We start from the raw sequence: 12,843 nt of genomic DNA, 5'->3' as shown, positions 1-12,843 counted from the left end.
GACTCGCTTTCGTCTTCTGCGGCTTGACGCCCCGTCCGACGTTTCAAACTCTAGCCGATCCCCGCTCCTGAAAGCGAATCGGCCGCAATCTCCGAAAAAAGCGCGTCACGGATCATCGACCTGGTTTCTCAAGGGATTGGCCGCCCCGGGACCGTCCACACAGATGCGTGTCCGGTGCTCCCTGCCGAGCGACCAGTGAACAGTACGCCCGATCCGGCCCAGGTGCAAACTCGCCCGGGTGGACCACCCAGTCGCAGGCCGCCCGGGTGGTCGCCACGTAGGCGGCGTTGGGGCGGTCGTTGCTGTCGATGCGCCGGCGGGCGGTCGTCGGGTCCTGGCCGCCGGTGGTGTGGCGGGCGAGCAGGCGGGTGTCGCGGGTGGTCTCGTCCGCGTCGACGTACCAGAGTTCGCGCAGCAGGGCGCGGGCGTCCGTCCAGGGGGTGGTGGGGGCGGCGAGGTAGTTGCCCTCGGTGATGACGAGACGGGTGTGGGGGCGGATGAGGTGGCGGGCGGCGACGGGTTCGTCGAGGGTGCGGTCGAAGTCGGGGGCGTAGACGGCGTGGAAGCGGTCGGTGGCGACGCGTCGGAGGAGGGCGAGGTAGCCGTGGGCGTCGAAGGTCTCGGGGGCGCCCTTGCGGGGGCGCAGGTCGAGGCGGTCGAGCTGGGCGTTGGAGAGGTGGAAGCCGTCGAGGGGGAGGTAGGCGGCGGTGTCGGGGCCCTCGTGGCGGTTGATCTCGTCGATCAGGAGGTGCGCGAGGGTGGACTTTCCGGCGGCGGGCGGTCCGGTCAGGCCGAGGATTGTCCGGCCGGTGCCGCTGCCGGGGCCGCGGAGCAGGCCGAGGGCCCGGGCCACTGCCTGCTCCGCGGTGGCGGGCTGCTCGGTGGCGGGGGCGGTGCTGGGGGTGCCTTCGACGTGCATGGATCGCACCCTACGCGCCGGTAGGGGCGCTGAGAACGGGTGCGTCGAGGGTGAGGGTGCCGGCGTCGGCGTCGAGGGTGGCGGGGACGCCGAGCGGGACGGTGATCGAGGACGGGCAGTGGCCGAAGCCGAGCTCCCACAGGACGGGGATGCCGAGGTCGCCGAAGTGGTCGAGCATCACGGCGCGGACGCCGTCGAGCGGGCCGCAGCCGTCCCAGGAGCCGAGGACCACGCCGGCCAGTCCGTCGAGGGCGCCGCTGCGGCGGAGCTGGGTGAGGATCCGGTCGAGTTGGTAGGGCTGCTCGTTGATGTCCTCCAGGATGAGCAGGCCGCCGGCGAAGGACGGGCGGGCGCCGGGGGTGCCGCGGTCGGCGGCGAGCAGGGAGGCGCAGCCGCCCATCAGGACGCCGTGGGCCCGTCCGGGGACGAGGGGGGTGGCGTCGGGGCCGGTGAGGACGGTGGTGGCGGCGGGTTCGAAGAGGGTGCGGCGCAGGTGTTCGGCGGTGGCGGGGTCGGTGCTGAAGACGGTGGTGCCGGGCATCGGGCCGTAGAGGGTGGGGGCGCCGAGCCGCTGGGCGACGGCTTCGTGCAGGACGGTGATGTCGCTGAAGCCGACCAGGGGCTTCGGCGGCACGGCCCGCATCGCGTCCCAGTCGAGGAGGTCGACCATCCGGTGCGCGCCGAAGCCGCCGCGGACGCAGAGGACGGCGGCGATGTCGGGGTCGAGCCAGGCGGACTGCAGGTCGGCGGCGCGGTGGGCGTCGGCGCCGGCCAGGTGCGGCAGGGTGGGGTGGGTGTCACGGAGGTGCGGGAGGACCACCGGGTCCAGGCCCCAGGAGCGGACGATGTCGATGCCGAAGTCGAGTCGGGCGGGGTCGATCGCGCCGCTGGGGGCGGCGAGGGCGACCCGGTCGCCGGGGCGGAGCGGGCGCAGGGACATCCGGTTACTCCTTCAGGGAGCGCGAACGGGGACGAGTGAGGGCGGAGGGGAACGGACGGACGGACGGCGGCGGGCTCGGCGGAGCGGCCGGCCGTTGTTCCGCCCGCTGACGGTATCCCCCGTCCGGGAACGGCCCATCCCGGTGCTGCCGCTGTCGCCCCGTCAGGCTGCCGACGGCCCCGGAGACCGGGTACCGGGGCCGTCGGCAGTCCGGGGCGCGGTGGGTCGGGGGTCAGAAGGTGCCCATGGCGGTGCGCACTTCGGCGAGGGTGCGGTCGGCGATGGCGTTGGCGCGGGCGTTTCCGGCGTGCAGGACTTCGCGCAGGACGGTGCGGTCGGCGGCGAGTTCGGCGCGGCGGGCCCGCAGCGGGCGGAAGTGCTCGTTGACCGCTTCGGTGGTGGTGCGCTTGAGCAGGGCGGCGCCGCCGTTGCCGATCTCCTCGGCGACGGCGTGCGGGTCGCGGTCCTGGCAGAGGGCGGTGAGCAGCAGGAGGTTGGAGACGCCGGGGCGGTTCTCGGGGTCGTAGGTGATGTGGCGGTCTGGGTCGGTGACGGCGCCGCGGAGCAGCCGGGCGGTCTCGTCCTCGTCGGCGCCGAGCGCGATGGCGTTGCCGCGGCTCTTGCTCATCTTGCCGGCGTCGGTGCCGAGGAGCAGGGGTGCGCGGGAGAGCAGGGCCTGCGGTTCGGGGAACAGCGGGGCGTAGCGGTCGTTGAAGCGGCGGGCGACGGTGCGGGTGACTTCGAGGTGCGGCAGTTGGTCCTGGCCGACCGGGACGAGGTCGGCCTTGCAGAACAGGATGTCGGCGGCCTGGTGGACGGGATAGGTGAACATCAGCCCGCTGACGGCGGCCTGCCGGGAGTGGGTGATCTCGTCCTTGACGGTGGGGTTGCGGGAGAGTTCGGCGACGCTGACCAGGCTGAGGAAGGGCAGCATCAGTTGGTTGAGCGCGGGGACGGCGCTGTGGGTGAAGATCGTGGCGCGCTCCGGGTCGACGCCGGCGGCCAGGTAGTCGAGCACCAGGTTCTCCGCGTGTTCGGAGAGGCGGTCGGCGCGGTCCCGGTCGGTGATCACCTGGTAGTCGGGGATCACGATCATCAACTCGAGCCCTCGTGACTGGAGTTCGACCCGGTTCCGGAGCGTCCCGAAGTAGTGGCCGAGGTGCAGCGGCCCGGTGGGCCGGTCGCCGGTCAGGATCCGGTGGTGTCCTGCGGCGGTGGCTGCGACCAGCGGGTTCGCGGTGTCGGGGGCGGAGGTGGTGGTGGTGGTCATGGCGGGTGGGCTCCTCGGTTGCGGCTGGTGGCCGCCCGCCGGGGTGGGCCCTGGTCCGTCCGAGGTGCTCGCGCCGGGGCCGCCCTTGCGGACGGCCCTGGAGTCATGCGTGGGGGACGGCCGTCCTAGGACGGCCACCAGCGCAGGCATGACGTGAGAGACATGTCTGCCACCATAGCCCGGCGCTTCGGGCCCGCAACGGGTTTGGCCCTGCGGACGGGAACCATCGGGTGTGCACGTACGTCCCTTGGCCCGACGCGCGCCGGTGGTGCAGGATCGGGCGAGCTCAGAATCCGGAGGGGCCCAGCCATGACCTCGCGCGAACAGAACGCGTCGGACCGGCCGCACGCTGACGCCGACCGCCTTGCGGTGCAGGCGGGTTCGGCGGGCCGCGGCGCCGGGTACGACTGGGTGCCACCCGGGCCGGCGACGCCGGGCGGACCGGTGGCGGGCGGACCGGTGACGGACGGCGAGGGCCCGGACACGGGGGCGCAGGCGCGAGCGAGTACGGGCGCGGGTGTGAGCTCGGGTGTGGTGGCCCCCGGGGTGGTCGAGTGGTCGCCGGGGGCCTGGGGTGTCGGCGGCCCGGCGGGGCCGGTGCGTCCGCAGCGGCGGCCCGCGCCTTCGCGGCGGTTGAGTCAGGTGCGGGCGGTGCCGGCGGCGCCGGACGGGTTCCGCGTGGCGGCGGCGGAGGCTGCGGCCGGGGCCGGTGGTGTGCCGGTGGATCTGGTCGGGGTGCCGATGGGGGTGCTGATCGGTGGGTCGCCCGGGTCGGGCGAGAGCAGTGGCCAGGGTGGGCGGGCTCCGGACCGCCGGGTGTCGGCGGAGTTGCTGCGGTTCGGTTCCGGCACCTGCCAGGTGGTGCTGCCGGAGTGGCGGCCGGCCATCGCGGTGTCGGTTCCCACCGAGCAGTTGCAGCGTTCGACCGGGCTGGGCCCGGAGGAGCTCCGTTCGGCGCGGCTGTCGGTGGTGATCAACCCGGAGGCGGTGCACGACCGGGAGCTCGGGCTGCGCGATTGGCAGGCCGAGATCCCTGCGGCTCGCGGGCGCCGGAGGGGTCGGCGCCAGCTCCGCTGAACCGGTCCGCGCACGTCGCGCGGTCGTTCGACGGTTGCGTGCTCGTCAGTTTCCCTTTCTGCGCTCGGGGTTGGGGACGTGGCCGAGGTGGACGGGTTCGATCGGGTCGGGTGCCGCGGCCCGGATGGCGGCGAGCAGGCCGGACAGGTTCGGCGGCCAGAGCGGGTCGGCGTCCGGCGCGGCGAGTTCGGCCGGTGTCCACCAGTGCCAGCCGAGGATGCCGTCGACCCGGTGGACCGCCGCCACGTCTCCCGGCTCACGCCGCGGGCCGTGGGTCAGGAAGATGTGCTCGTGCTGGCGGACCGGGGTGCCGTGCCAGGTGAAGTCGTGCTCCCAGGTGCAGACGAGTGCGCCGGGCCGGAGGTCGGTCCAGCCGGTCTCCTCGTGCAGTTCCCGGAGGGCCCCCTCGACCGGGGTCTCACCCGGTTCCAGGCCGCCGCCCGGGGCGTTCCAGTGCACCCCGACTTCGGAGTTGTCCGACCGGAACAGGAACACCTCGCCCTCCGGTGAGAGCACCACCGTCCGCGCCGCTTGCCGGGGGAGCCGCTCACCAGTGCGTCTCCGACGTGCTGTGATCCATCCCATGCGGTCACCCTGACAGAGGCCGGAACGGGGTGTCGATCGGGTTTTCGGGCTGATCTCCGGGCGAGGCCAAGGGATTTCCGGCCCCTCCACCGATCGGTGGACCTAATCTGAGCCGCATGGTCGAGCCCGCCGTCATCCTTCCGTCCGACCCGCTCCTCCCCCGCCGGGTGGACCCGCACTTCGCCTGGGAGGCCCAGGCCGTCCGGGCGGTGGGCGGCGGCCACGTCCTGCTCGACCACGACGCGCTGCTCGCCGGGGACGTCGGGGCAGCCGTCCGCCGCGTTCCGGCCGGTCCGGGACCGCTGTGGTACCGGGGCTGGATGATCCCGACCGCCCGGTACGCCGAACTCGCCGCGGCCCTGGCCGCCCTCGGCCGCCCGCTGCTGACCGGAGCGGCCGCCTACGCGACCGCCCATGAACTGCCCGGCTGGTACCGGACGTTCGAACCGCTGACGCCCGCCAGCAGCTGGCTGCCCGGCACCGGCTGGGACCGGCGCGCGCTGGCCGGGGCCGCCGCGGCCCTGGGCGGGCGGGGGCCCGCGGTGGTCAAGGACTACGTGAAGTCCCGCAAGCACGAGTGGGACGAGGCCTGTTACGTGCCGGAGCTGGCCGACCTGGACGCGCTGGAGCGCGTGGCGACGCGCTTCGCGGAGCTGCAGGGCGAGTTCCTGGCGGGCGGGCTGGTGGTGCGGCGCTTCGAGCGGTTCGTGCGGGCCGCGGACGGGCGGGCGGAGGAGTCCCGGGTCTGGTGGCTGGACGGCGAGCCGGTGCTGGTCGGGCCGCACCCCGACAGCCCCGCGCATCGGATCGAACCCGACCTGTCCGCCGTCCGCCCGCTGGTCAGCCGGCTGGGCTGCCGGTTCGTCACCACCGACCTGGCCCTCCGCGCCGGGGCCGGACCGGCGGACGCCGGGGAGCCGACGACCGGGGCCGACCGGTGGCGGGTGGTGGAGGTCGGAGACGGTCAGGTCAGCGAACTGCCGTCCGGGGTGGACCTGGAGGCGCTGTTCCGGGCACTGCTGAAGGCGTAGCCGGAGCGGGCGGTGCGGCTGCGGTCCAGGTGCCCGTCCGGGTGGGCGGTCGGCACCGGCCGGCGCTGCTCCGGGATCCGGACGGCGGGACGGGCGGCAGTGGGGCGCACGTCAGCGGGGCGCGCCGGGGCGGGGTGGACGACGGTTCGGCGGACGACGGGACCGGCCCCGGCGAGGCGGCCCACCAGGGTGGGCAGCAGGTAGGCGGGCAGTTGGCCGGCCGCGTAGAGAGCGACCGTGGGCGGCGCGAACGCGCGTGGGCGCATGGGCGTGGCCTCTCGGCCGGGTGACGGAGGTGGTGCTCCCGTCCCCTCGATCGGTCGCCCGTTCTGTGTACCAGGCATGCCGCCGACGGTGGTGGCCGGTGGCCCTCCCGCTCCCACCGCCCCGTGCCTGCCGTTCCGCGCCCGCCGGTTCACGGGGGCGGGCGCGGGAGCCGTCGACCGCGACGGCTCAGCGGATCGACGAATCGACGAATCGACGGCTCAGCCAAGGGCGGGTGTCGGGTGGCCCTCCGCGATGAAGGCGCTCCACAGCTTGGCGTAGGCGCCGTCGCGGTCGAGCAGTTCGGTGTGGGTACCGTCCTCGACTATTCGGCCGTGGTCGAGGACGACGACCCGGTCGGCGCGTTCGGCGGTGGTGAGCCGGTGGGCGATGACCAGGGTGGTGCGTCCGCCGCTGAGCCGGTCGGCGGCGTGGTTGACGGCGGCTTCGGTGGCGAGGTCGAGTGCGGCGGTGGCCTCGTCGAGGAGCAGGATGTCGGGGTCGACCAGTTCGGCGCGGGCGAGGGCGATGAGCTGGCGCTGGCCCGCGGAGAGGTTGCGGCCCCGGGGGGCGACCTGGTGGCGGTAGCCGCCGGTCAGCCGGGTGATCATGTCGTGGGCGCCGACCGCCTTGGCTGCCGCTTCGACCTCGGCGTCGCTCGCCTCGGGGCGGCCGTAGGCGATGGCGTCGCGGACCGTCCCGGCGAAGAGGTAGGCCTCCTGCGGGACGACGCCGAGCCGGTGCCGGTACCCGTCCAGGTCGTAGCCGGTGAGGTCGGTGCCGTCCACCCGGAGGGTACCGCCGGTGGCGTCGTAGAACCGGGCGACCAGTTTGACCAGGGTGGACTTGCCCGCGCCGGTCTCGCCGACCAGGGCGACGGTCTGGCCGGGCGGGATGTGCAGGTCGATGCCGGAGAGCACCTCGGGGTTGCCCTCGCCGCCGCCGTTGTAGGCGAAGCTGACGTTCCGGAAGTCGATCTCGCCGCGCAGCGGGCCGACCGGGACGGGGTGTTCGGCCTGGGGGGTGCTGGTGGGGGTGCGCATCAGGTCGCGGATCCGGCCGAGGCCGACGGCGGCCTGCTGGTAGCCGTCGAAGATCTGCGAGAGCTGGTTGACGGGTGCGAAGAACAGGTCGATGTAGAGCAGGTAGGCGACCAGGGCGCCGATGGTGAGGGTGCCGTCGTCGACCCGGGAGGCTCCGGCGATCAGCACCAGGGCGGAGGCGACGCTGGAGAGGAACTGCACGAACGGGAAGTACAGCGAGATGTAGAGCTGGGCCCTGGCCCGGGCGTGGCGGTAGGCGAGGCCCCGCTCGACGAACCGCTCGGTGTTGGTGTCCTGTCGGCGGAAGGCCTGCACGATCCGCATGCCGGCGACGTTCTCCTGCAGGTCCGCGTTGACGGTGCTGATCAGGTCCCGGGAGACCTGGTACTGCTGGGCGGACTTCTTGCGGAACACCAGCGTGGCGATGACCAGCGGCGGGAGCACCGCGAAGACCACCAGGGCGAGGCCGGGGTCGATCACGATCAGGGCGGCGAAGATGCCGAAGAAGGTGAAGACGCTGACCACCGCGGTGACCACGCCGGTCTGCAGGAAGGAGGAGATGGAGTCGACGTCGGTGGTCATCCGCGTCATGATCCGGCCGGTCAGTTCCCGCTCGTAGTAGTCGAGGCCGAGCCGGTTGAGGTGCGCGAAGATCTTCAACCGCAGTGTGTAGAGGACGCGTTCGCCGGTGCGGCCGGATACCTGGCTCTCGGTGGCCTGCACCAGCCAGTCGAGCAGGACCACGACGAGGGCCAGCAGGGAGGCGACCGCGACGCCGCCGATCGCGGCCTTGCTGACGCCGTCGTCGATGCCGTGCCGGATCAGGACGGGCAGGGTGAGCCCGGCGGCGGTGTCCAGCGCGACCAGGAGCAGGGCGAGCAGCAGGGGGCGGCGGAAGGGGGCGAGCAGCCGGGCCAGGCCGAACCCGGGGTCGGCGGCCTCGGCCTGTTCGACCGGGATGTCGGGGGTGTCCGTCGCGGGGGCCAGGGCGGCGACCTTGGCGAGCAGTTCGGCGTCCGCGCCGGGCTTCTCGGCGGCCGGTGCGGCGGTCTCGGCCGCGGTGGCCGGTGCCGTGGTCTCCGCTTCGGCCGCCGGGGCGGGGGCGGCCAGCGCCTCCGGGTCGGTGATCAGCGATCGGTAGCGCGGACATCGGGCGGTGAGCTCCTCGTGCGTGCCGAGGTCGATCAGCCGGCCCGCGTCCAGGACGGCGATCCGGTCGGCGAGCTGGAGGGTGGAGCGGCGGTGGGCGATCAGCAGGGTGGTGCGGCCGGCCATCACGCTGTGCAGCGCGTCGTGGATCTCCGCCTCGATCTGCGGGTCGACCGCGGAGGTGGCGTCGTCGAGCAGCAGGATGCGCGGGTCGGTGAGGACGGCCCGGGCGAGCGCGATGCGCTGGCGCTGGCCGCCGGAGAGGGTGAGGCCCTGTTCGCCGACCTTGGTGTCGTAGCCCTCGGGGAGTTCCCGGATGAAGCCGTCGGCCTGGGCGATCCGGGCGGCGGCCTCGATCTGCTCCTCGGTGGCGTCGGGGTGCCCGTAGGCGATGTTCGTCCGGACGCTCTCGGAGAACAGGAAGCTCTCCTCGGGGACGATGCCGATGGCGGCGCGCACCGAGTCGAGGGTGGCCTCGCGGACGTCCTGCCCGAACAGCCGGACCGTGCCGGAGGTGGGGTCGTAGAAGCGGGGCACCAGCTGGGCGACGGTGGACTTGCCGGAGCCGGACGCGCCGACCAGGGCCAGCGTCTCCCCCTGGGTGAGCCGCAGGCTGAGGCCCTCCAGCACCGGGACGCCGTCGGGGACGCTGCCCGGCTCGGGGTGCTCCTCGGCGCGGTAGTGGAAGTCGACCCGGTCGAGCTCCAGCGCGGGGGTGCCGGCCGGGGCGGCGGCCGGGTCGAGCGGGCGGGCGTCGGGGGCGTCGGAGACCAGCGGGCGCTGGTCGATCAGCTGCAGGACGCGCTCCACTCCGGCGCGGGCCTGCTGGCCGACGGTGATCACCATGGCGAGCATCCGCACTGGGCCGGTCATCTGCGCCAGGTAGGTGGAGAAGGCGACGAAGGTGCCGAGCGTGACGTCTCCCCGGACGGCCAGCCAGCCGCCGACGGCGAGCACCGCGACCTGCCCGAGCGCGGGGACGGCCTGCATGGCCGGGGTGTAGCGGGCGTTCAGCTTGATCGACCGCAGCCGGGCGGCGAACAGCTCGCGCGAGGCGCGCTCCAGCTTGCCGCGCTCCTGCGCCTCCTGGCCGAAGCCCTTGACCACCCGGACGCCGCCGATCGCGGCGTCCACCACGCCCGCGACCTCGGCGGCCTGCTGCTGGGCGGCCCAGGTGGCGGGGAACAGGCGCTTGCGGCTGAGGGTGGCCAGCCACCACAGGGCCGGGCCCATCACCAGGGCGATCAGGGTGAGCGGCAGGGACAGCCAGAGCATGACCACCAGCGACATGCCGAACATCAGGGCGTAGCCCGTCATCATCGGCAGCATCGACAGCAGGCCGTTGACCAGTTGCAGGTCGGAGGTGGCCCGGCCGACCACCTGTCCGGTGTCCAGCCGGTCCTGCCGGTGGCCGTCGAGCCTGGTCAGCGAGCGGAACAGGTCGGCCCGCATGTCGTGCTGGACGTCCAGCGCGAGCTGGCCGCCGTAGTAGCGCCGGATCTGGGTGCAGAGGAACACCACCGCTGCCGCGACCAGCAGCAGCACCGCCCACGGGGTGAGCGGACGGCTGTGCGTGGTGATCACGTCATCGATGATCAGCTTGGTGATGAGCGGGACGATCGCGGTGACCGCCATGCCCACCAGCGACGCTCCGAAGGAGAGCAGCAGGTTGCGACGGTAGCGCCAGCAGTAGCCACCGAGTCGGCGGAGCCAACTTCGCTCTGGGAAACCATGAGTCTCGGGCATATTTAGTGATGCTAACCATTCGGCCGGTTGAGCGTCCATCGGATTCGAGGGGCGCATGGGAAGCTGAACGACCTCGGGTCGAGCTTCCTTCCCGTCTACAGGTTGCCCGTGCTGCGCGGTGGTGCGCCTCGGGCGATCGGCTAGACCTGGATCAGCCGATCGTCCTAGGCGGAGGGTGTAGCCAGCCTCACCCCGGCCGCCCGCGAGGGGTCGGCACCCGCCTGCGGGGAGTCGGCACCCGCTCGCGGGGCGCCATCGTCCGGCCGGTGGGTCAGGCGCCCGGCCCGGCCTGTCCGACCTCTGCAGCGGCCGCCGCGAACGCCCCCTGGGCGAGCGCGCGCAGCAGGGCCGCCATGCTGTCGCGGGCCAGCCCGGAGCGCTCGGGGCCGGAGTCGGCCTGGGCCCCCTGCGCGTTCTGGGCCGGCTGCGGCGCGGCGCTGTGCGGGGTGGAGTTGAGCAGGCCGAAGACCGCGTGCACGGCGGCGCGGGCGACCGGCTCCGCCTCCGGCGCGGCCAGCGGCGGGAACGCCTCGCGCACCACCGTGACCCAGAGCTCGACGTAGCCGCGCTGGAGCCGGCGGACCCGGCGGCGGTCGTCCTCCTTGAGGTGGAGCAGCTCGCGGTCGTGGAGGGTGATCAGGTCCCGGTCATCCAGGGCGAAGTCGATGTGCCCGTCGATCAGGGAGTCCAGCGCGGCGCGCGGCCCGGCGGCCTCGCCCTCGCGGCGGCGGCCCTCGTCGAGCAGGCGCTCGCTGATGCCGACCAGGAGGTCGGCGAGCATCGCGTCCTTGCCCGCGAAGTGCCGGTACAGGCCGGGGCCGCTGATGCCGACCGCCTTGCCGATCTCGTCGACGCCGACCCCGAGGAAGCCGCGCGCGGCGAACAGCCTGGCTGCCTCTTTCCGGATCTGGTCACGGCGTGGGAGCGCGGGGGCGGTGGAGCGGTTGGGCATGCTGCCCATCGTAGACAGTCGGGTTATCGATGGTTAACCTGGCCACAGAGTTAACGCTCATTAACACGGGCTGGCCGGCTCGCCCTTCGGCCTGCCCCGATCCGAATCCGAGGGCAAGGGAGCTCTTGGGATGGTCCTCTCTTCGGCACAGACCCCTCCGTGGTCCTCCGCCCCTTCGCGGAGCACCGCGCCGGTCGTCCCGCCGTTCAGCGCCGCCGACGCCCCGGCCCCCCGGCTGGAGGGCGCGGTCGACCCGTCCTCCCCGGCCGGGCTGGCCAACGCGCAGGCCCACCGCCAACTGGTCGCCGAACTGCGCGGCAAGCTCGCCGCGGCGGCGCTCGGCGGCGGCGAGAAGGCGCGCGCCAAGCACACCGCCCGCGGCAAACTGCTGCCCCGGGAGCGGGTGGACACCCTGCTCGACCCCGGCTCGCCGTTCCTGGAGCTGGCGCCGCTCGCCGCCGACGGGCTGTACGGCGGAGCCGCCCCGGCGGCCGGGGTGATCGCCGGGATCGGCCGGGTCGCCGGACGCGAGGTCCTGGTGGTGGCGAACGACGCCACGGTCAAGGGCGGCACCTACTACCCGATGACGGTGAAGAAGCACCTGCGCGCGCAGGAGGTGGCCCTGGAGAACCGGCTGCCCTGCGTCTACCTGGTGGACTCCGGCGGGGCGTTCCTGCCGATGCAGGACGAGGTGTTCCCCGACCGCGACCACTTCGGGCGGATCTTCTACAACCAGGCGCGCCTGTCCGCCGCCGGGATCCCGCAGATCGCGGCGGTGCTGGGCTCCTGCACCGCGGGCGGCGCGTACGTCCCGGCGATGAGCGACGAGGCCGTGATCGTCCGCAACCAGGGCACCATCTTCCTGGGCGGGCCGCCGCTGGTGAAGGCCGCCACCGGCGAGGTGGTGACCGCCGAGGAGCTCGGCGGCGGCGACCTCCACTCCCGCACCTCGGGCGTGACCGACCACCTGGCGGAGGACGACGCGCACGCGCTCTCCATCGTCCGCACTATCGTGGCCGGGCTGGGCCCGCGCGCCGCCAAGCCGTGGCCGCTCGCCCCGGTCGAGCCGCCCGCGGTCGACCCGGCCGGGTTGTACGGCGTGGTGCCGGTCGACCCGCGCACCCCCTACGACGTGCGCGAGGTGATCGCCCGGCTGGTGGACGGCAGCCGGTTCGCCGAGTTCAAGGCCGAGTACGGCACCACCCTGGTGACCGGGTTCGCCCGGATCCACGGCCACCCGGTCGGCATCGTCGCCAACAACGGCGTCCTGTTCGCCGAGTCCGCGCTCAAGGGCGCGCACTTCATCGAGCTGTGCGACCAGCGCGGCATCCCCCTCCTCTTCCTGCAGAACATCACCGGTTTCATGGTGGGCCGCCAGTACGAGGCCGGCGGCATCGCCAAGCACGGCGCCAAGATGGTCACCGCGGTGGCCTGCACCCGGGTGCCCAAGCTGACGGTGGTGATCGGCGGCTCGTACGGGGCGGGCAACTACTCGATGTGCGGCCGGGCCTACTCACCCCGATTCCTGTGGATGTGGCCGAACGCGAAGATCTCCGTGATGGGCGGCGAGCAGGCGGCGTCGGTGCTGGCCACCGTCCGCCGCGACCAGTTGGAGGCCCGCGGCGAGCACTGGTCCGCCGAGGACGAGGACGAGTTCAAGCGCCCCGTCCGCGAGCAGTACGAGCAGCAGGGCAACGCGTACTACGCCACCGCCCGGCTGTGGGACGACGGTGTGATCGACCCGCTGCAGACCCGGACCGCGCTCGGCCTGGCGCTCACCGCCTGCGCCAACGCCCCGCTCGCCGAACCGCGCCCGTTCGGGGTCTTCCGGATGTGACGCCCCGCCGGACCGGCGCGACCGCCGAAT

10 protein-coding genes are annotated in these 12,843 nt (G+C 73.6%); 3 read left to right on the top strand and 7 right to left on the bottom strand.

What is annotated here, in order from left to right:
* Window positions 1–112: 112 nt before the first annotated feature.
* The 3 genes from IH44_RS41420 to trpS form a co-directional block, all read right to left on the bottom strand.
* The gene (locus IH44_RS41420; protein WP_107066623.1) at window positions 113–919 is read right to left on the bottom strand and encodes a nucleoside/nucleotide kinase family protein; all 807 of its coding nucleotides are present in this window, start codon (window positions 917–919) and stop codon (window positions 113–115) included.
* Window positions 920–929: 10 nt separating this feature from the next.
* The gene (locus IH44_RS0125770; RefSeq protein WP_030462108.1) at window positions 930–1,859 is read right to left on the bottom strand and encodes an LD-carboxypeptidase; all 930 of its coding nucleotides are present in this window, start codon (window positions 1,857–1,859) and stop codon (window positions 930–932) included.
* 232 nt (window positions 1,860–2,091) lie between these two features.
* Window positions 2,092–3,129: a tryptophan--tRNA ligase gene (gene trpS / locus IH44_RS0125765; protein ID WP_030462107.1), complete on the bottom strand. Its 1,038-nt coding sequence runs from the start codon at window positions 3,127–3,129 to the stop codon at window positions 2,092–2,094.
* A gap of 309 nt (window positions 3,130–3,438) precedes the next feature.
* Between trpS and IH44_RS0125760 the strand changes: the two genes are divergently transcribed.
* Window positions 3,439–4,206, top strand: a complete 768-nt coding sequence (locus IH44_RS0125760) for a hypothetical protein (RefSeq protein WP_030462106.1) — start codon at window positions 3,439–3,441, stop codon at window positions 4,204–4,206.
* Between the two features lie 45 nt (window positions 4,207–4,251).
* Here IH44_RS0125760 and IH44_RS41415 read toward each other — a convergent pair whose 3' ends face one another.
* A complete protein-coding gene (locus IH44_RS41415; RefSeq protein ID WP_232795086.1) occupies window positions 4,252–4,725 on the bottom strand; it encodes an NUDIX domain-containing protein in 474 nt (157 codons plus the stop codon).
* A 182-nt stretch (window positions 4,726–4,907) separates the two neighbouring features.
* Here IH44_RS41415 and IH44_RS0125750 point away from each other — a divergent pair, with 182 nt between their 5' ends.
* Window positions 4,908–5,822 (top strand): ATP-grasp domain-containing protein, encoded by a 915-nt coding sequence (locus tag IH44_RS0125750; RefSeq protein ID WP_030462104.1) that lies wholly within the window; start codon window positions 4,908–4,910, stop codon window positions 5,820–5,822.
* Here IH44_RS0125750 and IH44_RS0125745 read toward each other — a convergent pair.
* The 3 genes from IH44_RS0125745 to IH44_RS0125735 all read right to left on the bottom strand — a co-directional run bounded on the left by IH44_RS0125745 (window position 5,756) and on the right by IH44_RS0125735 (window position 10,976).
* Window positions 5,756–6,088 (bottom strand): hypothetical protein, encoded by a 333-nt coding sequence (locus tag IH44_RS0125745; protein WP_030462103.1) that lies wholly within the window; start codon window positions 6,086–6,088, stop codon window positions 5,756–5,758. The genes IH44_RS0125750 and IH44_RS0125745 overlap by 67 nt on opposite strands.
* A gap of 219 nt (window positions 6,089–6,307) precedes the next feature.
* Window positions 6,308–10,024, bottom strand: coding sequence for an ABC transporter ATP-binding protein (locus IH44_RS0125740; protein ID WP_030462102.1), 3,717 nt, complete (start codon window positions 10,022–10,024; stop codon window positions 6,308–6,310).
* A 271-nt stretch (window positions 10,025–10,295) separates the two neighbouring features.
* Window positions 10,296–10,976, bottom strand: coding sequence for a TetR/AcrR family transcriptional regulator (locus IH44_RS0125735; RefSeq protein WP_030462101.1), 681 nt, complete (start codon window positions 10,974–10,976; stop codon window positions 10,296–10,298).
* Window positions 10,977–11,106: 130 nt separating this feature from the next.
* On the opposite strand from IH44_RS0125735, the gene IH44_RS0125730 reads away from it, so the two are divergent.
* The gene (locus IH44_RS0125730; RefSeq protein ID WP_232795085.1) at window positions 11,107–12,813 is read left to right on the top strand and encodes a carboxyl transferase domain-containing protein; all 1,707 of its coding nucleotides are present in this window, start codon (window positions 11,107–11,109) and stop codon (window positions 12,811–12,813) included.
* The last annotated feature ends 30 nt before the right edge of the window (window positions 12,814–12,843 follow it).

Source organism: Kitasatospora sp. NRRL B-11411 (assembly GCF_000721345.1).
Taxonomy (GTDB): domain Bacteria; phylum Actinomycetota; class Actinomycetes; order Streptomycetales; family Streptomycetaceae; genus Kitasatospora; species Kitasatospora cineracea.
The sequence above is the reverse complement of the archived record's forward strand: the minus strand, read 5'-3'. Positions and strand labels throughout refer to the sequence as shown.

Coding starts and splice junctions, on each gene's coding strand:
- IH44_RS41420 (WP_107066623.1), bottom strand. CDS start 919: ATGCACGTCGAAGGCACCCCCAGCACCGCCCCCGCCACCGAGCAGCCC.
- IH44_RS0125770 (WP_030462108.1), bottom strand. CDS start 1,859: ATGTCCCTGCGCCCGCTCCGCCCCGGCGACCGGGTCGCCCTCGCCGCC.
- trpS (WP_030462107.1), bottom strand. CDS start 3,129: ATGACCACCACCACCACCTCCGCCCCCGACACCGCGAACCCGCTGGTC.
- IH44_RS0125760 (WP_030462106.1), top strand. CDS start 3,439: ATGACCTCGCGCGAACAGAACGCGTCGGACCGGCCGCACGCTGACGCC.
- IH44_RS0125750 (WP_030462104.1), top strand. CDS start 4,908: ATGGTCGAGCCCGCCGTCATCCTTCCGTCCGACCCGCTCCTCCCCCGC.
- IH44_RS0125745 (WP_030462103.1), bottom strand. CDS start 6,088: ATGCGCCCACGCGCGTTCGCGCCGCCCACGGTCGCTCTCTACGCGGCC.
- IH44_RS0125740 (WP_030462102.1), bottom strand. CDS start 10,024: ATGCCCGAGACTCATGGTTTCCCAGAGCGAAGTTGGCTCCGCCGACTC.
- IH44_RS0125735 (WP_030462101.1), bottom strand. CDS start 10,976: ATGCCCAACCGCTCCACCGCCCCCGCGCTCCCACGCCGTGACCAGATC.
- IH44_RS0125730 (WP_232795085.1), top strand. CDS start 11,107: ATGGTCCTCTCTTCGGCACAGACCCCTCCGTGGTCCTCCGCCCCTTCG.